Here is a 21,401-nt window from a genome sequence, read left to right on the forward strand (position 1 = left end):
TCGGAGAACTCAGATCATTCTCACGCAGACGGCGTGTCACGGGCATCCGTACCCGTGACACGCCGTCTGCGTCTGAGATCCGCGACGCCCGCGCGGTGTCGGAGCCGCCAGGACGGCGTCACACCAGCAGCTGATGCCGAGCCAGATCGCGGTACAGCGGGGTCGATTCGACGAGCTCGGCGTGCGTGCCCTGGCCCACCACGACGCCGCCCTGCAGCACGACGATGAGGTCGCTGTCGACCACGGTCGAGAGGCGGTGGGCGATCACGAGCAGCGTGCGGTCGGCGGCGGCGGCATCGATCGCCTCTCGCATGCGCTGCTCGTTCACCCCGTCGAGCGACGAGGTCGATTCGTCGAGCAGCAGGATCGGGGCCTCGGTGAGCAAGGCGCGTGCGATGGCCAGCCGCTGACGCTCGCCGCCGGAGAGCATTACGCCGTCTTCGCCGACGGGCGCCGCGAGGCCCAGCGGACTGCGCTCGAGCACGTCGCCGAGGTTCACCGAGCGCAGCACGCGCTCGCAGTCGGCGTCCGTGGCTTCTGGAGCCGCGAGGCGCAGATTCTCGCCCAGCGTTCCGGCGAGCGTGGGGGCGTCCTGCTCGACGTAGCCGAACTGCGCGCGCAGCTGTTCGCGCGGGTAGGTGCGCACATCATGCCCGGCGAGCCGGATCGACCCGCCGGTCGGGTCGTAGAAGCGCTCGATGAGCGACAGGATCGTGCTCTTGCCTGCGCCGCTCGGTCCGACCAGGGCGACTCGCGCGCCGCGCGGGACCGCGAACGAGACGCCTTTGAGCACGTCCCGGTCGATCTCGGTCGCGATGTCGTCCGACGCGTGCTCGAGGTGCGCGTCGACCAGCAGCGTCTGAGCCTCCTTCGCTGCCGCCTCACGGGCGGCGATCACGGCGTCGGGGTAGCGGAAGCGCACATCCCGGAACTCGATCGCGGGCGCCCCGACGACCGCGGCTGCGGTGACTCCGGCATCCGGCTCGTCGTCCTGCGTCTCTGTAGGCAGGTCGAGCACCTCCTGGATCCGTCCGAGAGCGCCGAGCGCCTGATTCACCGAGGTGATGGCACCGAAAGCCTGCCCGAGGGGCATCACCAGCATGAACAGGAACATGATGAAGGTGACCAGCGCGGCTATCGTGAGGGCCCCGGATGCCACCCGGAAGCCACCAACGCCGAGCACCACGAGCAGCGACAGCTGTAGCGCGACGCCGGCCACCGGGACGACCATCGACGAGATCTTCGCGATCCGGACGCCGAGGCCGTATGCCTCGCCTGCGATGCCCTCGACCGCCGCCGTCTCGCGGTCGGCGGCTCCGGAGGCGCGCACGGTGCGGATCGAGGAGATGCCGCGTTCGACCCCGGATGCCAGTTCGCCGACCTTCTGCTGCTGCGCGGCTGATGCGGTGCGGATGCGCCCGCTGAGCAGAACGACCACGACGACCGACACGCCGATCACGAGCACGATCAGCAGCAGAAGCAGTGGATCGATGATCAGCATCGCGATGAGCGCGCCGACGAACAGGATCGCGCTTCCGACGGCGTCGGCGAGGCCCTGGGTGAGCACGGCGTACAGCAGCGTGGTGTCGGTGCCGACGCGCGAGACGAGATCGCCGGTGCGTCGCGCGTCGAACTCGCTGATCGGCAGATGCAGGATGCGCGCGATGAGCTTGCGGCGGCTGGAGTACACCACCGCCGTCCCGGTGCGCTGGAGCAGGTAGTGCTGATAGCCGGAGATCACGGATGCCGCGATCACGAAGGCGATCAGCAGCCAGACGAGTCCGCCGAGGCCGTCGCCGTCCTGAACCCTCGCGATGACCTGACCGACCAGGAGGGGCTGCACCAGCGAGGCGGCCGCGCCGATGATGCTGAGCACTGCGACGACGGCGAGCACCTTCTTGTGCTCGAACAGGAAGGGGAGCAGTTGGCGGAACGTGGCACGCGGGCCGTCGGGCTGCGCGCCGCGTCCCCGTCGGCGTGACGGCGCCGTGCGAGACATGGGACCTCGATCTCAGGGGGCTCAGGCGCCAGGGCATGCGGAAGCCCTGGCATCCGCTTCCTATTGTCTGCCGAACTTCTTATGCGCGGCCTGTTTGGAGATGCCGAGGGCGCCGGCGATCGCCTGCCATGAGTATCCGGCGAGCCTGGCGCGACGCACCTGCGCCTCCTCTGCGCGCGACAGCTCGCGCCGGGCGGCGGTGAGCCTGTGCAGCTCGGCGATGGGCTCGCCCTCGGGGGCGGTGCTCGATGCGACGTGAACGCTCATGCGTCAATATTCGTTGACGCGGGGACCGTTGTCAACCTATATTGACGCACACGGAGAGGATCCCCGCAGGCCGTGGCCTGCGGGGATCCTCGATCCATCAGGGTGCCGGAGCTGCCGGCGGCGCCGTCGGCGGTGCCGGAGGTGCGGAGGGCGGTGCCGGAGGTGCGGAGGGCGGTGCCGGAGGTGCGGAGGGCGGTGCCGGAGGAGCAGGCGGCACGGATGCCGACTGCGGCGCGTCCGACGCCCGCGGAGGTGCCGATGCGCCGGACGGCGCCGCGAGTTCGGACTCCATGCTGCCCAGCCACTTCTCCCAGCGTGTGCGCATCGGCTCGATCAGGCCGCCGCCGATCCCCACGATCGCGATGCCTGCGAGCGCTGCGAGCACGGCGATGAGGATCGGCATGGTGACGGTCACCGCGACGCCGATCTGGTTGAGCGCGGCGATCGCGCCCATCGCGATGATCGTGATGGTGACGATGCGGGTGAGCAGTGCACCGAATCGGAACCGCGAGAGGGCCGGCCGCATGAGATCCCCGACGAAGTTCGCGATGGCGGCGACGACGATCACGATCACGATCGCGACGAACAGGCGCGGCAGCCACGCGATGATGTCCTGCACGATACCTGCCACAGGGTTGCTCGGGCCGAAGGCGCCGAGTGCCAGCAGAAGGGCGATGAGCAGGATGAAGTAGTAGACGAGCTTGACGACCAGGGTCAGCGGGTCGATGCCTGTCGGTGCGAGAAGCCGGGATATGCCCGCCCTCTCGAGCAGGCGCTGGAAGCCGAGTCTCTTGAACAGGAACTCGAGTCCCTTGGCGATGCTCTTCGCGATCAGCCATCCGATCAGCAGGATGATGAAGAAGACGAGCAGCTGCAGCAGGAAATGTCCTATTCCGGCCAGCAGGCCTCCCAGTCCGTTCCAATCCATGGGTCTACCTCCCCTTTTCGGTCCGCCGCGGACTGTCCCCGGCAGAGGGTGCGGTATCGGTCTACGCGGCCGATGAGGCGCTCGACACCCGCTTGACGGGAAAAGCACGGCGGGGTAGCGGGTCGCGGATGCCCGGGCCAGAGCATCCGGCAGGATGGACGGATGCTGCTGCCGCCCAAGGCCCGTCCCGGTGATCGTGTCGCCATCCTCTCTCCGGCGTTCGCCGCACCGGCCGCGGGCCCTGAGCTGCATGATCAGGCGATGAGGCGTCTCACCGAGCTCACCGGTCTGATCCCGGTCGAGTACCCGACGACCCGGATGCTCGACGCGCCTCCCGAGGCGCGGGCGGCCGACGTGGATGCGGCGTTCGCCGACCCGGGCGTCCGGGCGATCCTCGCCACGATCGGCGGCGACGACCAGGTGCTCGTGACCCGGCACCTCGATCCCTCGCTCGCGGCAGCCGACCCCAAGCCGTTCCTCGGGTACAGCGACAACACGAACATCCTCAACTGGCTCTGGCGGCACGGTGTCGCCGGCTTCCACGGCGGCTCCACGCAGGTGCACCTCGGGGCGGGACCCGCGGTCGACGACATCCACGCAGCCTCTCTCCGGGCGGCGCTGCTCGACGGCGGCGAGCCCGAGATCACCGAGCCGGGTGAGTCGGAGGACTTCGGCCGCCGCTGGGCGAGCGCAGACTCGCTGCGCGAGTTCGGCGAGCGCTCCGTCACCGAGCCGTGGACGTGGGCGGGACCGGCCGTGCGGGTGACCGGCCGCACCTGGGGCGGCTGCCTCGAGGTGCTCGTGCAGCTCGCCCTCGCCGACCGGCTGCCGGCGAACGAGGAGCTCGCGGGCGGCATCCTGCTGCTCGAGACCAGCGAGCGGCTGACTCCCGCCCACGACGTCGCCGAGCACCTGCGCTCGTTCGGGGAGCGCGGGCTGCTGAACGCGGTGGCCGGCGTGCTCGTGGCCCGCACGCCGGTGAGCACGTTCGACGTGCTGCCGACCCCCGGCGAGCGGGCGCGGCTGCGCGCCGCGCAGCGTGATGTCGTCATCGAGGTCGTCGGACGGTACAACCCGGATGCCGTGGTCTGCGTGGGCGTGCCGTTCGGGCACACGCGTCCGCAGTGGATCCTGCCCTACGGCGGCGAGATGACGCTCGACGGAGCAGCACGGACCGTCACCGCACGCTACTGACGTCTATCGGCGAGGATGCCGGGCGGAGGAGCGCCAGACCGGAGAACTCGATCGGTTCCGTGGTGGCAGGTGCAGTCGCCAGCCGGCGTCAGACCATGTCCCGTCGATCGCGGCCCGGTTCGGGCTCACCAGAGGACGGCGATGCCCGCGTTCAGCAGTGTCAGCAGGCCGGCGCCCCAGAAGAGCGCGGGCGGCACCTGACCGGTCTTGCGCTGACGCGCCTGGCCGATGCCGAGGAACGCGCCGATGATGAGCAGCACGACGAGCTTGGTGCCGATCTTCGCGTAGTTCATCTCGACTCCGTCGGGCAGGCCCCATGGCGCAGCGAGTGCGAGTCCGGCGACCGCGGCGATCGAGATGCCGATCTGCATCAGCCGCGTGATCTCGCGCTTGCCGCCGAAAGCCTGCACCGCCCAGGCTCCGAACAGCACGGCGAAGCCGATGAGGTGCACGAACAGGACGAGATGGCGCAGGGTCTCCATGACCCCAGGCTAGCGCGTCAGCCCCGCAGCGCGCGGACCACCTGTGCGGTGCGCAGAGCCGCGTCCGCGGCCTCGGCGCCCTTGTCCTCCTTCGACCCCGGCAGTCCCGCCCGGTCGATGCCCTGCTTCTCGTCGTCGAGGGTCAGCACGCCGAATCCGACGGGCTTGCCGGCATCGAGCGCGACCCTGCTCAGCCCGTCGGTGGTGGCGGCGGAGACGTACTCGAAGTGCGGGGTGCCGCCGCGGATGATCACGCCGAGCGCGACCACGGCATCCGCCCCTCCGGCGAAAGCGGCCTGAGCCGCGACCGCCAGCTCGAACGAACCGGGCACGCGCACGAGGGTGTGCGCGGCCCCCGCCTCGTCGAGCACGCGCTGCGCTCCGGCGATGAGACCGTTCGAGATCGTCTCGTGCCATGTGCCCGCGATCACGACGACGCGCAGTCCGCTGCCGTCGATCGGGGTGGTCGGTGTGGGGGCTCCTGCGCCGCTCATGCGTCGTCCTTCCTGAGCGCGTCGGCCAGCTCGGCCGCGCCGATGATGTGGCCCATGCGGTCGCGCTTGGTCTCGAGGTACTGGTGGTTGTTGGGGCCGACGCCGACGATCAGCGGCACCTGCTCGACGACGTCGAGGCCGAGATCGCGCAGCTTCGTCACCTTGTCGGTGTTGTTGGTGAGCAGGCGCACCTTCGAGATGCCGAGGTCGGTGAGGATCCCTGCTGCGGCCGCGTACTCGCGTGCGTCGGCCGGCAGTCCGAGGGCGAGGTTGGCGTCGACGGTGTCGAGGCCCTCCTCCTGCAGCGCGTACGCGCGCAGCTTGTTGATCAGACCGATGCCACGGCCCTCATGGCCGCGCATGTAGATGACGACGCCGCCCTCTTCGTCGATGCGCTCGAGGGCAGCCTGCAGCTGCGGTCCGCACTCGCATTTCTGCGAGCCGAACGCCTCGCCGGTGAGGCACTCCGAGTGCACGCGCACCAGCGCCGTCTCGCCGGGCGTGCCCGAGACGACGGCGATGTGATCGGTTCCGCTGATGCGGTCCTTGTAGGCGAGGAAGCGGAAGGTGCCGTGGTCGGTCGGCACGTTGGCATCGGCGCGCAGGCTGACCCTTCTTCCGGTGCGCTGGGCGAGGCAGTCGGCCTCGTCGCGCGGGTCGACCTCGTTGAGGTGCGCGATCAGCTGCTCGATCGTGATCACCGGCACGCTCTCGCGGGCGCCGAGCTCCATGAGTGCGGGCAGACGCATCATGCTGCCGTCGTCGGCGACGACCTCGGCGATCGCGCCGACGGGCTGCAGGCCGGCCAGGCGCATCAGCTCGACGGCCGCCTCGGTGTGGCCGCCGCGCTCGCGCACGCCGCCGTCGACGGCGCGCAGCGGCAGGATGTGGCCGGGACGGATGAGGCTCGATGGTGTGGATGCCGGGTTCGCCAGCACGTTCAGGGTGAGTGCCCTGTCGTGGGCGCTGATGCCGGTGGTCACGCCCTCGGCGGCGTCGACGCTCACGGTGTACGCGGTGGTGCGGGCGTCCTCGTTGGTCTCGACCATGGGCGGCAGGTTGAGCTGGTCGGCGAGGTCGGCCGGCATCGGGGCGCAGATCAGGCCAGACGTCCAGCGCACCATCCAGGCCATCGTCTCGGCCGTCGCGAGCTCGGCGGAGATGATGATGTCGCCCTCGTTCTCGCGGTTCTCGTCGTCGGCGACGATGATCGGCCTGCCGGCGCGCAGCGCGTCGAGAGCGTCGGACAGCGGGGACAGGCTCATCGCGAGCCTCCTTCTGTGAGGGCGCGGAACGCGAGAAGTCGCTCCACGTGACGGGCGAGGATGTCGGTCTCGAGGTTGACGACGTCGCCCGGCTCGAGGGAGCAGAGGATGGTCGCCTCGAGCGTCTCGGGGATCAGGGAGACCTCGAACCAGTGGTCATCGGCGTCGCCGGCGGCCGGGCTCACCGCGCTCACGGTGAGGGAGGTGCCGGCGACGCTGACAGAGCCCTTGTCGACGACGAGCGGCGCGAGATCGGCGGGGAGGCTGATCCTGAGCACGCGCCACTGCTCGCCAGGCCGCACCTCGAGCACGGTGCCGACGCCGTCGACGTGACCCTGCACGATGTGGCCGCCGAGACGCGCGCCCACGGGCATCGCCTTCTCGATGTTGACCCGCGAGCCGACCTCGACGGCGCCCAGCGCCGAGACGTCCAGCGTCTGCTTCATGACGTCGGCGTCGAAGGTGGTCGCGGTCGAGCCGACCACGGTGAGGCACACGCCGCTCACGGCGATGGACTCGCCGTGCACGGCATCCGCTGCGGCCTTCGGCGCGTGCACCGTCAGCCGCCACCCGTCTCCTGAGGCCGAGATGCCGGCGATCTCGCCGATCTCCTCGATGATTCCGGTGAACATCAGCTTCCTTCCTTCCCCGCGGCGGGATCCGTCGCGGGACGAGCGATCGCGAGCAGGTCGACGCCCACGGGCAGCCATTCGTCGACCTGCAGCCGCACGGCGTCGCCGATCGACGAGACGCCGATGTCGGTGAGCGCGAGGCGGTCGCCGCCGAGCAGCACCGGTGCGATGTACGCGAGCACGGTGTCGGCGCACCCTGCGGCGACGAAGGCGCTCGCGATCGTCGGACCGCCCTCGATGAACACCCGCTGCACGCCGCGGTCGCGCAGGTCGGCGAGGACGGCGGTCAGGTCACGGGTGTCGTAGAACAGCGGAGCGTGCGGATGCCGGTGCACCGCAGCGCCGGGCGGAGTGGGGCGCGAGCCGATCACGACGGGGATCGGCTGGCGTGCGTAGAGCGCCTGCCCGTCGCGAGCGGTGAGAGCGGGGTCGTCGGCCAGCACCGTCCCCGTGCCCACGACGATCGCATCCGCCTCCGCGCGCCGCCGGTGCACGTCCGCGCGGGCCTCGGGACCGGTGATCCACTGGCTGGATCCGTCGGATGCCGCGGCGCGGCCGTCCAGGCTCTGCGCCCACTTCACGGTGACGTGCGGGCGGTTCAGTCGCTGAACGGTCAGCCAGTCGGCGATGAGGTGGCGCGAGGCATCCGCCTGCTCTCCTGCGACGACCTCGACGCCGGCGGCGCGCAGACGATCGCCACCGCCGCTGGACGCATCGCCCGGGTCATCGACCGCGTAGACCACGCGGCTGACGCCGGCATCGATCAGCGCCTGTGCGCACGGCCCGGTGCGTCCGGTGTGATTGCAGGGCTCGAGGGTGACGACGGCGGTCGCACCGGCCGCCTGCCCCGGTGCGAGCTTCGAGAGGGCGTCGACCTCGGCATGAGGAGTGCCCGCACCGCGATGCCAGCCCTCGGCCAGCACCTCGCCGGCGGGGGAGAGGATGACGGCGCCCACCTGCGGGTTGATGCCGCGCGGGCCGTTCGCGGCGAGCGCGAGGGCGCGGGTCATCGCTCCGCGTTCGGCCTCGGTCACTGCCATCGGTCATCCTTCTCTGGGTTCCCGGGGTCTGCAGCGCGCGCGTACGCCACGTGCTGCCTCTCCTCCGGACTAGCGAGCGGATGCTCGCATCACCGTCGGTCCCGGAGTTCCACCGGATCGGCGCCTGTCGCCAGGCGTTCGCGGACTGTCACCGCCGGTTCGGATTCTCACCGACCCCGGAGCACGTTGATGCTCAGAGTCTACTCAACGTGCGCTCCGGCGATTCATTCCCTGTAATACGAACCGCTCATTTCAGCAGCCGCGACAGGCGGCGGTCTGCCAGCACCTTGCCGCCGGTCTGGCACGTCGGGCAGTACTCCAGCGATCTGTCGGCGAAGAACACGCTGCGCACCGTGTCGCCGCACACAGGGCATGCCTCGCCGCGTCGAGCGTGCACCTGCATGCCGCGGCGCTTGGCGTCCTTAAGATCCGCGGGCGGCTTGCCTGCGGCCTCGTCGACCGCCTCGCGGAGAGTGCGCTGCATGGCGTCGTAGAGGCGGTCGATCTCCGCGTCGTCGAGGTTCGCGGCCGGCGCGTAGGGCGACATCTTCGCGGCGTGCAGGATCTCGTCGCTGTACGCATTGCCGATGCCCGCGATGAGGCCCTGGTCGCGGAGCAGCCCCTTGATCTGGGTGCGGCGCCCGGCCAGCAGGGCGGCGAAGGCATCCCGGGTGAAATCGTCGTCGAGCGGGTCCGGTCCGAGGCGGGCGATGCCGGGCACGTCGGCCGGATCGCGAACGACGTACACCGCGAGCGACTTCTTCGTGCCGGCCTCGGTGAGGTCGAAGCCGCTGCCGTCGTCCAGCGCCACGCGCATGGCGATCGGGCTGCGGCCGGGCTTGATGAGCGTCGTCGGCAGCGCGTCGTACCAGCGCAGCCAGCCTGCTTTCGCGAGGTGGAAGACGAGGTGGAGGTCGTCGCCGAGGGAGAGGTCGATGAACTTGCCGTGCCGCGAGGCTGCCGCGATCCGGGCATCCTGCAGCGCGGTGACCGGCGGGTCGAAGGTCTTCAGCGCCGCGATCGCCGCGACGCTGACGCGCGTGACCGTCCGCCCCGCCGTCCGCGCGGCGAGGAAATCGACGAGTCCCTGTACCTCAGGCATCTCGGGCATGCCGTCATCCTGTCACGGGTCGCCGAGGTCGGGGCCGGATGTCGGGCTTCACGGACGATCCGGTGCACCTGCGGCGTGTCGGTCGGCGGCGCGCCGCGCTGCGGGCATTCGGTCCGAGACCCCCGACGGATGCCGGGTGCCGGATGCCGGATGTCGGGCATCCCGGACAATCCGGTGCACCTGCGGCGTGTCGGTCGGCGGCGCGCCGCGCTGCGGGCATTCGGTCCGAGACCCCCGACGGATGCCGGATGCCGGATGCCGGATGCCGGATGCCGGTGAGTCCCGATCAGAGCACCGGCCACTCGACCGGAGTCCGGTCGTCTGTCGCGAGCAGACCCGCGATCCAGCCGTCGTCTCGGCCTCGCGCGCCGGTGAGGCCCTGCCGCAGCGTCCCCTCGTACCGGAACCCGAGCGATCGCGCCGTGCGGGCGGAGGGGATGTTGCCCACGACCGCGCGCCAGCCGAGCCGGGCGAGCGTCAGCTCGTCGAACGCGAAGTCGACGACGGCTCGAGCCGCCTCTCCCATCACGCCCTGTCCGCGGAACTCGGCGACACCCCAGTATCCGATCTCCGCATCGCCGCCGTGCGCGTGCTCGGTTATCCGGTGCAGGCCGATCATGCCGGCGAGCACGCCGTCCTTCCGGATGGCCCACACGGTCTCGACGCCATCAGCCCACCACTTCGCCACCAGCTCCACGAACTCGACCGCGTTCTGACGGGTGTACGGGCTGGGCACCGTCGTCCACCTCGGCACCTCCGGGTCCTGGCAGGCGGCGGTGATCGCGTCGATGTCGGCTTCGGCCGGGATGCTGAGCACGAGCCTCTCGGTCCGCAGGATGACGGGTTGCATCGCACCAGCGTAATGGCGCTCGGTAGGCTGGATTCCGCGGCCCGTCGCTGTGGCAGCAGAGGAGGACGAGCCGTGACCGTGCAGCGCTCATCGCCGAGAGGCGTCGTGGCCTCGCTCGTGGCATCGGCGATGTTCGGTGCGATCTTCTTCATCGCCGCCCAGCTGCAGTCCTCGGCCGAGGTCGTCTACGCCTGGCGGGTCGTGGTGACGCTCGCGCTGTACGTGCTCGCGCTGTGCCACCCTGCGGCGCGTCTCGGCGTGGTGATCCTCTGGCGGCGGCTGCGCACGCGCTGGTGGATGCCATTGCTGGCGCTGCTGCTCGCCTCGATCGTCGGCGTGCAGCTGTGGCTGTTCATGTGGGCGCCGATCCACGGCCACGGCCTGGACGCGGGGCTCGGGTACCTGCTGCTGCCCATCAGCCTGGTGCTGTGCGGCCGCTTCCTCATGCATGCCCACGTGACTCCGCTTCAGTGGGCGGTGGTCGCGCTCGCCGTGGTCGCCGTGGCCATCAAGATCATCGCGACGCCCCAGCTGTCATGGGTGACATGGGCGATCTGCATCCCGTACGCGGTCTACTTCGTGCTGCGTCAGCGCTTCGGTCTCGACGAGCCGATGTCGTTCGGCCTCGAGCTGACGGCCATGGTGCCGGTGGCCCTCTGGCTCCTGGTCTCGGCCGGATCGGGGCCGCAGTCCGCCCTCGAGACGACGGGCCTGCTCGCCGTCGGCGTGATCGGCGGCATCGCGATGGTGCTCTACCTCGCCGCCTCAGACCTGCTCTCGATGCCCGTCTTCGGGCTGCTCAGCTACGTCGAGCCCGTCCTGCTGGTCGTCGTCGCGGTGCTGCTCGGCGAACGGATGCAGGGTGCCGACCTGCTCGTCTACGGAATCCTCGCCGTCGCGCTCGCCCTGCTGGCGTTCGAGGGATTCCGCGCCGGACGCCGATCGCGCTGAGTCAGATTCCGACGGGTCCGCGCGGTGCGGGCAGCGCCCACCCTCGACGGCTCCGGCTCAGTGTCGGTGGCCGGTGAGTAGACTTCTCCGGTGACTGTTCCGGGGATCCTGCGCGCCTTGGAAGAGGCGAACCTCTATCGCGACGCCCTCACCTGGGCGCAGACCGATGCCGAGATCTCGGCCGTCGACGGGCTCGACGCCCCGATCATCGCGGGGCTGCTGCGCAAGCGCGCGTCGGGGGGCAGGCCGGCATCCGCTCTCGTCGTGGCCCCCACCGGTCGTCGCGCCGAATCCGTCGCGGCGGCGCTCGCCGCCTACCTCGCCGATGCCGAGATCCTCACCTTCCCGGCCTGGGAGACGCTGCCGCACGAGCGGCTCAGCCCCAGCCCCGACACGGTAGGCAGGCGACTCGAGACGCTGCGGCGCATCGTGACGTGGACCGGTGAGAAGCCGCTCGTCGTCGTCGCCTCGGTGCGAGCGGCCCTGCAGCCCATCGCCGCGAACCTCGGTGACGCCGCACCTCTCGAGCTGCGCGTCGGCGGACGAGGCGTCGAACTCGAAGACGCCGTCGAGCAGCTCGTCGAGCGCGCCTACTCGCGTGTCGACATGGTCTCGCGCCGTGGCGAGTTCGCGGTGCGCGGCGGCATCCTCGACGTCTTCCCTCCCACCGCCGACCACCCGCTGCGCGTGGAGTTCTTCGGCGACGAGGTCGATCAGATCCGCGCCTTCTCGGTCGCCGACCAGCGCTCGCTGCCGGGAGATGTCGAATCGGTCTCCCTCGCGGCGAGCCGCGAGCTGCTGCTCACCGCCGAGGTGCGCGAGCGCGCGGGCGAGCTGATCGCTCGGTTCCCGGCGATGTCCGCGATGCTCGAGAAGATGTCGCAGGGCATCCCCGTCGAGGGCATGGAGTCGCTGCTTCCGGTCGTCGCCGGCCCCCTCGTGACGCTCGCCGAGTACCTTCCCGAGGGCTCCGCCGCAGCAGTCGTCGATCCCGAGCGCGCCAGCGCCCGTGCGCAGAATCTGGGCGAGACGAACCGCGAGTTCCTCGACGCGGCGTGGAGCGCGGCGACGTCGGGCGCCTCTGCGCCGATCGACCTGGGCGCAGGCGACTTCATCAGCCTCGCTCGCATGCGCGAGATCATGCACGAGCGCGACGGCGTGTGGTGGAGGGTCACGCCGTTCGCGACCGACGACGACGCCGCTGAGCACCTCGACTCCTCGGCCATCCCGTCGTTCCACGGCAACGTCGACGGCGCGATCGCCTTCGTCGAGGCGCGCCTCGGCGAAGGCTGGCGGGTCGTCATCATCTCGTCGGGGCAGGGCCTCGTCGAGCGCGCCCGCGACGTGCTGAGCGACCGCGGCCTGGCCGCGCGCATCGTCGATCACGTCGTCGACGAGCCCGAGGGCGGGGTGGCGACGCTGGTCGCCGGGTCCGTCGAGTCGGGTTTCCAGGTTCCGGATGCCAGGATCGCCGTCCTCACCGACAACGAGTTCTACGGCCGCACGATCGGCGGCGACCAGCGCATGGTCAAGAAGCTGGCGTCGCGTCGCCGCAACGTCGTCGACCCGCTGCAGCTGAAGCAGGGCGACTTCGTCGTGCATTCGACGCACGGCATCGGCCGTTTCGTCGAGATGACCAAGCGCGAGGTGTCGTCGGGCGGGCGGAACGCCGTCAAGACGACGCGCGAGTACCTCGTGCTCGAGTACGCGCCATCGAAGCGCGGCTACCCCGGCGACAAGCTCTTCGTGCCCACCGACCAGCTCGACATGCTCTCGAAGTACGTCGGCGGCGAGGCGCCGACGCTGTCGAAGATGGGCGGCAGCGACTGGGCTGCGGCCAAGGGCAAGGCGCGCCGGGCGGTGCGCGACATCGCCGTCGAGCTCGTGAAGCTCTACTCGGCGCGGATGAACTCCAAGGGTCACGCGTTCGGCCCGGACACGCCGTGGCAGCGCGAGCTGGAGGAGGCGTTCCCGTTCGCCGAGACGCACGACCAGCTGCAGACCATCGAAGAGATCAAAGCCGACATGGAGCGGCCCATCCCGATGGACCGCCTGCTCTCCGGAGATGTCGGCTTCGGCAAGACCGAGGTCGCCGTGCGTGCCGCGTTCAAGGCGATCCAGGAGGGCAAGCAGGTCGCGATGCTGGTTCCGACCACCCTGCTCGTCAAGCAGCACCTCGAGACCTTCACCGAGCGGTTCGCCGGCTTCCCGGTGAAGGTGCGTCCGCTCTCGCGATTCCAGACCGACAAAGAGGCGCGGCTCACGCTGCAGGGTCTCGTCGACGGATCGGTCGACATGGTCATCGGCACGCACCGCATCCTCACCGATCAGGTGATCTTCAAAGACCTCGGCCTGATGATCATCGACGAGGAGCAGCGCTTCGGAGTCGAGCACAAGGATGCGCTGAAGAAGATGAAGACGAACGTCGACATCCTCGCGATGAGCGCCACGCCCATCCCGCGCACGCTCGAGATGGCGGTCACAGGCATCCGCGAGATGTCGACACTGCAGACACCGCCGGAGGACAGGCATCCGATCCTCTCCTTCGTCGGCCCGCGAAGCGACAAGCAGATCGCGGCGGCGATCCGCCGCGAGATCCTGCGCGAGGGACAGGTCTTCTTCGTCCACAACCGCGTGCAGTCGATCCAGCGGGTCGCCTCCGAGCTCGCGGAGCTGGTGCCAGAGGCCCGGATCGCGGTCGCGCACGGCAAGATGGGCGAGCACCAGCTCGAGCAGGTCGTCGACGACTTCTGGGAGCGCAAGTACGACGTGCTCGTCTCGACGACCATCATCGAGACCGGCCTCGACATCTCGAACGCGAACACGATCATCATCGACCGGGCCGACAAGTACGGTCTCTCGCAGCTGCATCAGCTGCGCGGACGCGTGGGTCGAGGGCGCGAGCGGGCGTACGCGTACTTCCTCTACGACGATATGAAGCCGCTCAGCGAGACGGCCGCCGACCGGCTGCAGACCATCGCGGTCAACAACGACCTCGGCTCGGGCATGCAGGTGGCGCTGAAGGACCTCGAGTTGCGCGGGGCGGGCAACCTGCTCGGTGCCGAGCAGGCCGGCCACATCGCGGGGGTCGGGTTCGACCTCTACCTGCGCATGATCGGCGAGGCGGTGGCCACGTTCCGCGGCGAAGACACCAGCTCCGAGATCGAGCTGCGCCTCGAGCTTCCGGTGGATGCCCGCATCCCCGAGCACTACATCGACAGTGAGCGGCTGCGCCTGGAGGCGTACCAGAAGCTCTCGTCGGCGGCCACGGCATCCGCCGCGGATGACGCCATCGATCTCGTCGTCGAAGAGCTCGTCGACCGCTACGGCGTGTTCCCCGACGAGGTGACCACGCTGGTGAAGGTCGCGCGGCTGCGCCGCAGGGCGGCGCGGGCAGGGCTCTCGGACGTCGTCGCGATGGGCTCGAACCTGCGTGTCGCGCCGGCGCGCTTCGAGGACTCGATGAAGGTGCGCCTGCAGCGCCTGTATCCGAAGGCGAAGCTGGTCGGCGGGGGTGAGGCGCTGGTCGTGCCGATGCCTGTCGACTCAGACCTGATCGAATGGGTCGGGCAGCTGTTCACCGCGATGTTCCCTGAGCCGGTGAAGGCGCAGCCCGCGGGCGTCTGAGCGGGCTGCCGGCACGGCGCGCCACGACTTCTACGCGCGGTAGAATTATGGTGTGAGTGCTGACGATCCGGACGACCCATGGGTGCGGGAGGCGTCGCGTCCGAAGACGCCGACGCGCCGACCCGACCTCTCGTCGGTGCCACGACCGGCGCTCTACGGGCTCGGCATGCTCGCAGCCCTGCGGGCGCTCGGGCTCGTGCTCATCGCCGAGGCCGTTGCGCGCGGCGTCGCCGGCCTCGCAGCATCCGGACTCACTCCCGATGCGACCCGCACGATCCTCATCGTGGGCGTGGCAGGCGCACTGCTGCGCGCTGGAGCGGAGTGGGCCACGTCAGTGGCGTCGCGCCGCATCGCGACGTCGGTCAAGAGCGACCTGCGCCGACGACTCTGGCGTCGTATCGCCGAAGGCGGGCGGACAGGCGGCGGCACCGCGGTGCTCGCAGCCGACGGACTCGACGACCTCGACGACTACTTCATCCAGTCGCTGCCTGCACTCATCGCGGCGGCGGTCGTGCCGCTGCTCGTCGGCGTGCGGATCCTCGGCGCCGACTGGCTCAGCGCCCTGATCATCGTGATCACCGTGCCGCTCGTGCCGCTGTTCATGATCCTGATCGGCAAGCACACGCAGCAGCGCACCGACGCGGCGCTCACCGCGCTCACCCGCCTCGCCGACCACCTCACCGAGCTCGCCCGCGGACTGCCCGTGCTCGTCGGTCTCGGACGGGTCGACGAGCAGACCCGCGCGCTCGACGGCATCCAGCGCCGCTATCGGGCCCGCACAGAGGAGACGCTGCGCTGGGCGTTCCTGTCGGCACTGGCCCTCGAGCTCATCGCGACCATCTCGGTCGCGGTCGTGGCCGTCTTCCTCGGTCTGCGGCTGCTGAACGGCACGATGACGCTGGAGCCCGCTCTCATAGCGCTCATCCTGGCACCCGAGTGCTTCACCGCCCTGCGCGAGGTCGGCACCGCCTTCCACGCCTCGCAGGACGGACTCTCCGCCCTCGAGCGCGCGAAGAGAATCGTCGACGAACCGGCACGTCGTGACGCCAGAGCCGAGACGGGCGGTCCGATGCGCATCGACGCGCTGAGCGTGGCCTATCCGGGTCGCCGGATGCCCGCGCTGCGCGCCGTGACGGGCGACCTCGCCGGCATCACAGCCGTCACGGGACGCAGCGGGGCCGGCAAGTCGACGCTGCTCGGCGCGCTCTCCGGCGTGCTTCCGGCCGACGCCGAGATCGCGGGTGCGGTTCGCGGAGTGGATGCGGATGCCGTGGCCTGGGCTCCCCAGGCGCCGCGCATGTTCGCCGCGACACCCCGGGAGGAGCTCGCGCTGTACGGCACCGGAACGGACGCGCTGGACGAGCTGGGTCTCGGGGGGCTGGCCGACGCGGCGACCGCCGAACTGAGCCCAGGAGAGCTGCGACGTCTGGCGGTCGCGCGGGCGCTCGCACGCGTGGACGCGGGAGCCCGGCTGCTCGTGCTCGACGAGCCGACGGCCCACCTCGACCGCGTGGCTGCTCGACTGGTGCGCGACGCGGTGCTGCGCCGCGCCGATCGCTGCGCGATCGTGCTCGCCACTCACGAACCCGAGACGCTCGCCCTCGCCGACCGCGTCATCTCGGTCGACACGCCGGCCGGTGACGCGCGCGCCGCCGGTGTCCCTGCTGGCGGGCTTCCGGCTGGCGAAGATCGGCCGGGAATCGAGGGTGACGCCGATCTTGAAGGGCGGACCGAACCAGGGCATCCTGCAGGATCGTCTCCGGCCTTCGGAGGTGAGCCGCGCTCGCGACGCACGCTGACCCTCGCAGGCCTGCTGCGCCCGCACGCCTGGCTCTGGGCCGGTTCCACTGCTCTGTCGGCGCTCGCTGCCGGTCTCGCCGTCGCGCTCACCGCGGTGTCGGGCTGGCTGATCGTGCGCGCCAGCGTCGAGGAGTACATCATGTACCTGCTCGTCGCGATCGTCGGCGTGCGCGCGTTCGGCATCGGCCGGGCGGCCGGACGGTACGCCGATCGCCTTGTCACGCACCGGGCCACGTTCCTCGTCGTCGATGCGCTGCGCCTTCGCCTGTGGCGTGCCATCGCCGCCCGCGGAGCGGGCTCCCGACGTCTGCTCGAGGGCGGTGCCCCGCTCGACTACCTCGTCACCCTCGCCGATGATCTTCGCGATCAGCTGCCGCGCGTCGTGCCGCCGATCGGCGCCGGTGTGCTGGTCGTCGCAGGCACCATCATCACTGCCGCATTCGTCACCCCGCACATCGTCGTCCTCATCGCCGCGACGCTCGTCGCAGCGGTCGCGCTCGCGACCATCCTGGCCATCGTCAGCGAGCGCGACGCCTCAGCCGACCGTGTCGAGGCCCGGTCGGCCATCGTGCGCGGGACCGCGGCCCTCGCCTCCGCCGCCGACGACCTGCGGAGCAACGGAGTCGCCGGTGACGCTCTCGGAGCACTCGACCGGCACGCCATGGGGCTGGCCGCCGCCGAGCGGCGCGCGGCGTGGTCGGCAGGCCTCGGTGCAGCCGTGATCACCGTCTCGACGACCCTGCTCGCGGTGCTCGTCCCCGTGCTGTCGCCCGGCCTGCCGGCCGAGTCCGCGTCGGTCGTCGCACTGCTGTCGCTGGCCCTGCTCGAGCCGCTCGCCGCACTCGTCGGCGCCGTGCACCGCCTGCCGGCGCTGCGTGCGCTGCTGCAGCGCCTCGACACAGTGCTGCGTCCGTCACCGGCACCGCAGTGGGGCCAGGCGCGTCCGGATGCCCTGATCCGACTCACGCTCGACAGGGTGACGATCCGGTATCCGGGGGCCCCGCGCCCGGCGGTCGAAGACGTCACCGCCGAGGTCAGGAGGGGCGGGTGGCTCGTGCTCGACGGCCCGTCCGGCTCAGGCAAGTCGACGCTGCTCTCGGCGATGATGGGCGCTCTTCCCGTGGCATCCGGGGCCATCCTCGCCGACGGACGGCCGCTCACGACCTTGGACGAGCGCGCCTGGCGTGATCGAGTCGCCTGGTGCCCACAGGACGCCTACGTCTTCGATTCGACGCTGCGCGGCAATCTGCTGCTCGCGCGCGCTCGCGACGACGCCCCGGACGACGACGTACTGCGCGCCGCGCTCGCGCAGGCGGGGCTAACCGACCTGCTGCACGAGCTCGGCGACGACCTCGGCGCGCGGGTCGGCCCTGGCGGATCCGCCCTGTCCGGGGGTGAGCGTCAGCGTCTCGCCGTCGCTCGGGCGCTGCTCACCCGGGCCGAGATCGTCCTGCTCGACGAGCCCACCGCGCACCTCGACCAGCCGACCGCCGCAGCCATGATGGCCGACATCCGCGAGGCGACCGCCGATCGGATCGTCGTGCTCGTCTCGCATCGCCGGGCGGACAGGCGGGGCGACGACGAGCTGGTGCATCTCGGCAGCTCCGCTGTCGCGGCTGCGGGCGACCGCACATCCGCATGAGCCGATCCGCGCGGCTCATCGAGAACAGGCGAACATCCGAGAACAGGCGAACATCCGAGAACAGGACGGATTCCGGCTGAACGTCCTGTTCTCGCGTGATGGCCTGTGTCGGCGCGCTGCCTGTGGCGCAGTCAACCGGCGAGCCGGCGGAACCGGTCGCTCACGCGCGTCGACCCGGAGACAGGCTGATCGGCACCGGGCACCCCGCTCGCGCCGACCTGCAGGATCGCCCTCGCCAGCACCTCGTCGCGCACCTCGCGCCGGGCGTGGTCGTCGGCGAGCATCTCGACGAGGGCTGCGACCTCGACCTCGGCCCGTGCTGCGATCGGGAACCACGGCAGGGCGGAGCGCCATGCGCGGAAGGCGAGCAGCAGCAGGTCATGACGCTGCTCGACGTGCGCCCGCTCATGTGCGATCACCGCGACCAGCTCGTCGGGGTCGAGGCGATCGAGAAGCCCCTGCGAGAGCACGGTCACCGAACGCGGTCCGTTCGGCAGGCAGTAGGCCATCGGCACGGCGTCGTCGATGACGCGGGTGCGGGCGCGGGTGGGATGCGGTGAGGTGAGCATCTCGAGCAGAGCGAGGTGGCGGTGGCGCTGCCTCGTCACCTGCACGATCGTGACGCCCAGATGGGTGAGCAGGTAGACCGTGAAAAGCACAGCGGGGACGGGCGCGAGCCACGGATGCCCGGGGAGGGTGGCGTACCCGGTCAGGGCGAGAGCACCGATCATCGACAGCCCGCCGGCGAGGCCGATGGCCTGCCACAGCAGCAGGGCCATCACGGGAGCGCGCATCGGCCATGAGGCGCGCGACAGTGCGACGGGGGCCGGCCAGGCGAGGCCGATGGCGATCAGCCCCAAGGCGACCGCGCCGAAGATGACGACCCCGTGCGGGATCACCAGAGCGCCGTTCTGCGCGGCGGCGGACACGGCGCTCAGCATGGCACGGCATTCAGCATGGTTCGGCGCTCAGCATCGCTCGGCGTTCGGCATGGGGTGGACGGTCAGCCGGATCGGCCGAGCAGCTGTCGCAGCACGGCCGCGTCCTCGGCGGAGACTCCGCCGACGAAGCGCTCAAGCACGGCCGTGCGGTCGCCCGCATCGCCGAGCACCGAGTGCATCAGCTCGGCGACGTGATCGGCGCGGGAGGCGACCGCGCTGTAGCGGTGCGGGCGGGCGGAGCGGTCCGAGGCGACGAAGCCCTTCTTCTCGAGACGCGAGAGCACGGTCAGCAGCGTGGTCACCGCAAGGGCTCGGCCCGCTGCCTCCAGCTGCGACTGCACGTCGTACGCGCTGAGGGCGTCGTCGGCGTCCCAGATGGCGTCCATCACGGCCCGTTCCAGTTCTCCGAGCGTTCCCATGCGAGCTTCCTCCTTCGCCGAGATTTTGTCCGGCCCTTCGATTCTACTCTCTGTCGAATTTGTTCTATCGTGTGTCGAAGAAGTTCTACGAGGCGTAGAATTGCTGTGGCGGACGACCGCCGCCCCTTCGCGAACGGAGATACCCGTGGACGTTCTCGACATCGCCCGCTGGCAGTTCGGCATCACGACCGTCTACCACTTCCTCATGGTGCCGCTCACGATCGGCCTCGGCATGATGGTCGCGATCATGCAGACCCGCTGGGTGCGCACAGGAGATGCGAAGTTCCTGCGCATGACGAAGTTCTGGGGCAAGGTGTACCTGATCAACTTCATCGTCGGCGTCGCCACCGGTCTCGTGCAGGAGTTCCAGTTCGGCATGGCGTGGAGCGAGTACTCCCGCTTCGTCGGTGACGTCTTCGGCGCCCCGCTCGCGATGGAGGGACTTCTCGCGTTCTTCGTCGAATCGACGTTCCTCGGCATCTGGATCTTCGGCTGGGGGCGCCTGCGCAAGGGACTGCACCTCGCGGCGCTGTGGTGCGCGGTGATCGGGTCGTGGATCTCCGCCTTCTTCATCATCGTCGCCAACTCCTGGATGCAGCACCCCGTCGGCGTCGAGCTCGGCGCAGACGGCCGGCCCGTGATGACGGACGTGTGGGCCGTGCTCACTAACAACACGGCGATCGCCGCGTACATCCACACGATCTTCGGCGCGCTGGTGGTCGCCGGGATGTTCCTGCTCGGCATCTCCTGGTATCACCTGTGGCGTCGCCGCCACGACGGCATCGACACGGTCGACGAGTCCGGTCGCGTGATCGTGGGAGAGACGGATGCCGCGCCAGGGCGCGACCGCACCGACCACGGCGTGTGGCTGTGGTCGCTGCGCTTCGGCGCGGTCGTCGCCATCCTCGGATTCGCAGGCACCGTGGCATCCGGTGACATCCAGGGCAAGCTGATGTACGAGCAGCAGCCGATGAAGATGGCGGCCGCCGAAGCCGCCTGCCACACCGGCTCCGCGTTCTCGGTGCTGTCGCTCGGCGACCCCGGCTCGCGCAACTGCGAAGACGTCATCACGCTCATCGAGGTGCCCGGCGTTCTCGGATTCCTCGGAACGGGGAGTGGGGAGCCGAGATGCCCGGCATCAGCGACCTCGAGCCCCAGTACGTCGACCAGTACGGCAAGACCATCCCCGACGACGCCCTGTACGGCGACCTCGCCGGCACCGACGTGCAGTACGTGCCGGTGATGTGGGTCACCTATTGGGGCTTCCGGCTGATGATCGGCCTGGGCGGCGTGGTCGCGTTCGGGGCGTGGTCGCACTGTGGCTGACACGGAAGGGCACAGTGCCCGCATCGCCGTGGATCATGCGCCTCGCACTGCTGGGGATCGTCGCCCCGTTCGCGGCGAACATCGCGGGCTGGATCTTCACCGAGCTCGGTCGCCAGCCCTTCGTCGTGGCCCCCAACCCCGATGCCACCGGCGTCGACGGCGTGTTCATGTACACCGCGGCAGCCGTGTCGCCCGGAGTGACCGCGGGAGAGCTGCTGTTCTCGGTCATCACCCTGAGCGCCGTGTACGGGGTGATGCTCGTGATCGAGCTCTATCTGATGGTGAAGTACGCGCGCGGCGGGGTCGCGGCCTCCATGCCCGAGCTCGCCGCATCGGGGCATCCCGACGGCGACGCCGACGACGACAACGACCGACCCGACACACGCGACGACGTGCTCGCGTTCGCCTACTGACCGGCTCGAGAGGACTGAGC

The 21,401-nt window shown here is 70.3% G+C and carries 16 protein-coding genes, 1 pseudogene and 1 riboswitch; of the genes and pseudogenes, 5 read left to right on the forward strand and 12 right to left on the reverse strand.

From position 1 onward, the window contains the following. Positions 1-118 precede the first annotated feature (118 nt). The 3 genes from FVO59_RS10325 to FVO59_RS10335 form a co-directional block, all read right to left on the reverse strand. Entirely contained in the window at positions 119-1,999 is a 1,881-nt protein-coding gene (locus FVO59_RS10325) for an ABC transporter ATP-binding protein (protein WP_182252558.1), read from the reverse strand. A 60-nt stretch (positions 2,000-2,059) separates the two neighbouring features. After that, positions 2,060-2,266, reverse strand: coding sequence for an AsnC family protein (locus FVO59_RS10330; protein ID WP_182252559.1), 207 nt, complete (start codon positions 2,264-2,266; stop codon positions 2,060-2,062). 97 nt (positions 2,267-2,363) lie between these two features. Beyond that, positions 2,364-3,194 (reverse strand): mechanosensitive ion channel family protein, encoded by an 831-nt coding sequence (locus FVO59_RS10335; protein ID WP_182252560.1) that lies wholly within the window; start codon positions 3,192-3,194, stop codon positions 2,364-2,366. A 162-nt stretch (positions 3,195-3,356) separates the two neighbouring features. Here FVO59_RS10335 and FVO59_RS10340 point away from each other — a divergent pair, with 162 nt between their 5' ends. After that, positions 3,357-4,388, forward strand: a complete 1,032-nt coding sequence (locus FVO59_RS10340; protein ID WP_182252561.1) for an LD-carboxypeptidase — start codon at positions 3,357-3,359, stop codon at positions 4,386-4,388. Between the two features lie 125 nt (positions 4,389-4,513). Here the strand turns inward: FVO59_RS10340 and FVO59_RS10345 are convergent, their stop codons facing one another. The 7 genes from FVO59_RS10345 to FVO59_RS10375 all read right to left on the reverse strand — a co-directional run bounded on the left by FVO59_RS10345 (position 4,514) and on the right by FVO59_RS10375 (position 10,262). Then, complete coding sequence (locus tag FVO59_RS10345; RefSeq protein WP_182252562.1) at positions 4,514-4,870, reverse strand: Fe-S protein; 357 nt, start codon at positions 4,868-4,870, stop codon at positions 4,514-4,516. Between the two features lie 17 nt (positions 4,871-4,887). Continuing rightward, positions 4,888-5,364, reverse strand: coding sequence for a 6,7-dimethyl-8-ribityllumazine synthase (ribH, locus tag FVO59_RS10350; RefSeq protein ID WP_182252563.1), 477 nt, complete (start codon positions 5,362-5,364; stop codon positions 4,888-4,890). After that, positions 5,361-6,629, reverse strand: a complete 1,269-nt coding sequence (gene ribA / locus FVO59_RS10355) for a GTP cyclohydrolase II (RefSeq protein ID WP_182252564.1) — start codon at positions 6,627-6,629, stop codon at positions 5,361-5,363. The genes ribH and ribA overlap by 4 nt, the downstream gene beginning before the upstream one ends. Continuing rightward, complete coding sequence (locus FVO59_RS10360; protein WP_182252565.1) at positions 6,626-7,261, reverse strand: riboflavin synthase; 636 nt, start codon at positions 7,259-7,261, stop codon at positions 6,626-6,628. The genes ribA and FVO59_RS10360 overlap by 4 nt, the downstream gene beginning before the upstream one ends. Next, on the reverse strand, positions 7,261-8,301 hold the full coding sequence (gene ribD / locus FVO59_RS10365; protein ID WP_182252566.1) for a bifunctional diaminohydroxyphosphoribosylaminopyrimidine deaminase/5-amino-6-(5-phosphoribosylamino)uracil reductase RibD: 1,041 nt from the start codon (positions 8,299-8,301) through the stop codon (positions 7,261-7,263). Before ribD ends, FVO59_RS10360 begins: the two co-directional genes overlap by 1 nt. Positions 8,302-8,347: 46 nt before the next feature. Continuing rightward, positions 8,348-8,490: riboswitch (FMN riboswitch) on the reverse strand. A gap of 58 nt (positions 8,491-8,548) precedes the next feature. Next, on the reverse strand, positions 8,549-9,412 hold the full coding sequence (locus tag FVO59_RS10370) for an Fpg/Nei family DNA glycosylase (RefSeq protein ID WP_182252567.1): 864 nt from the start codon (positions 9,410-9,412) through the stop codon (positions 8,549-8,551). 286 nt (positions 9,413-9,698) lie between these two features. After that, on the reverse strand, positions 9,699-10,262 hold the full coding sequence (locus FVO59_RS10375; RefSeq protein WP_182252568.1) for a GNAT family N-acetyltransferase: 564 nt from the start codon (positions 10,260-10,262) through the stop codon (positions 9,699-9,701). 72 nt (positions 10,263-10,334) lie between these two features. Here FVO59_RS10375 and FVO59_RS10380 point away from each other — a divergent pair, with 72 nt between their 5' ends. From FVO59_RS10380 to cydC, 3 genes are all read left to right on the forward strand, one after another. Beyond that, entirely contained in the window at positions 10,335-11,213 is an 879-nt protein-coding gene (locus FVO59_RS10380) for an EamA family transporter (RefSeq protein ID WP_182252569.1), read from the forward strand. Positions 11,214-11,303: 90 nt separating this feature from the next. After that, positions 11,304-14,840: a transcription-repair coupling factor gene (gene mfd / locus FVO59_RS10385; protein ID WP_182252570.1), complete on the forward strand. Its 3,537-nt coding sequence runs from the start codon at positions 11,304-11,306 to the stop codon at positions 14,838-14,840. Positions 14,841-14,892: 52 nt separating this feature from the next. Continuing rightward, complete coding sequence (cydC, locus tag FVO59_RS10390) at positions 14,893-18,282, forward strand: thiol reductant ABC exporter subunit CydC (RefSeq protein WP_259363157.1); 3,390 nt, start codon at positions 14,893-14,895, stop codon at positions 18,280-18,282. 131 nt (positions 18,283-18,413) lie between these two features. Here the strand turns inward: cydC and FVO59_RS10395 are convergent, their stop codons facing one another. Further along, positions 18,414-19,223, reverse strand: a complete 810-nt coding sequence (locus tag FVO59_RS10395; protein WP_182252571.1) for a M56 family metallopeptidase — start codon at positions 19,221-19,223, stop codon at positions 18,414-18,416. Between the two features lie 62 nt (positions 19,224-19,285). Continuing rightward, positions 19,286-19,642: a BlaI/MecI/CopY family transcriptional regulator gene (locus FVO59_RS10400; protein ID WP_182252572.1), complete on the reverse strand. Its 357-nt coding sequence runs from the start codon at positions 19,640-19,642 to the stop codon at positions 19,286-19,288. A 145-nt stretch (positions 19,643-19,787) separates the two neighbouring features. Here FVO59_RS10400 and FVO59_RS10405 point away from each other — a divergent pair. After that, positions 19,788-21,381: pseudogene (locus FVO59_RS10405) on the forward strand (cytochrome ubiquinol oxidase subunit I). The last annotated feature ends 20 nt before the right edge of the window (positions 21,382-21,401 follow it).

This window comes from Microbacterium esteraromaticum, from assembly GCF_014084045.1.
Taxonomy (GTDB): Bacteria; Actinomycetota; Actinomycetes; order Actinomycetales; family Microbacteriaceae; genus Microbacterium; species Microbacterium esteraromaticum_D.

What these genes read in the sequence shown, in the direction of transcription:
- FVO59_RS10340 (WP_182252561.1), top strand. Translation starts at nt 3,357, where the DNA reads ATGCTGCTGCCGCCCAAGGCCCGTCCCGGTGATCGTGTCGCCATCCTC.
- FVO59_RS10400 (WP_182252572.1), bottom strand. Translation starts at nt 19,642, where the DNA reads ATGGGAACGCTCGGAGAACTGGAACGGGCCGTGATGGACGCCATCTGG.
- FVO59_RS10325 (WP_182252558.1), bottom strand. Translation starts at nt 1,999, where the DNA reads ATGTCTCGCACGGCGCCGTCACGCCGACGGGGACGCGGCGCGCAGCCC.
- ribD (WP_182252566.1), bottom strand. Translation starts at nt 8,301, where the DNA reads ATGGCAGTGACCGAGGCCGAACGCGGAGCGATGACCCGCGCCCTCGCG.
- FVO59_RS10370 (WP_182252567.1), bottom strand. Translation starts at nt 9,412, where the DNA reads ATGCCCGAGATGCCTGAGGTACAGGGACTCGTCGATTTCCTCGCCGCG.
- FVO59_RS10360 (WP_182252565.1), bottom strand. Translation starts at nt 7,261, where the DNA reads ATGTTCACCGGAATCATCGAGGAGATCGGCGAGATCGCCGGCATCTCG.
- FVO59_RS10395 (WP_182252571.1), bottom strand. Translation starts at nt 19,223, where the DNA reads ATGCTGAGCGCCGTGTCCGCCGCCGCGCAGAACGGCGCTCTGGTGATC.
- ribH (WP_182252563.1), bottom strand. Translation starts at nt 5,364, where the DNA reads ATGAGCGGCGCAGGAGCCCCCACACCGACCACCCCGATCGACGGCAGC.
- FVO59_RS10375 (WP_182252568.1), bottom strand. Translation starts at nt 10,262, where the DNA reads ATGCAACCCGTCATCCTGCGGACCGAGAGGCTCGTGCTCAGCATCCCG.
- FVO59_RS10335 (WP_182252560.1), bottom strand. Translation starts at nt 3,194, where the DNA reads ATGGATTGGAACGGACTGGGAGGCCTGCTGGCCGGAATAGGACATTTC.
- FVO59_RS10330 (WP_182252559.1), bottom strand. Translation starts at nt 2,266, where the DNA reads ATGAGCGTTCACGTCGCATCGAGCACCGCCCCCGAGGGCGAGCCCATC.
- ribA (WP_182252564.1), bottom strand. Translation starts at nt 6,629, where the DNA reads ATGAGCCTGTCCCCGCTGTCCGACGCTCTCGACGCGCTGCGCGCCGGC.
- FVO59_RS10345 (WP_182252562.1), bottom strand. Translation starts at nt 4,870, where the DNA reads ATGGAGACCCTGCGCCATCTCGTCCTGTTCGTGCACCTCATCGGCTTC.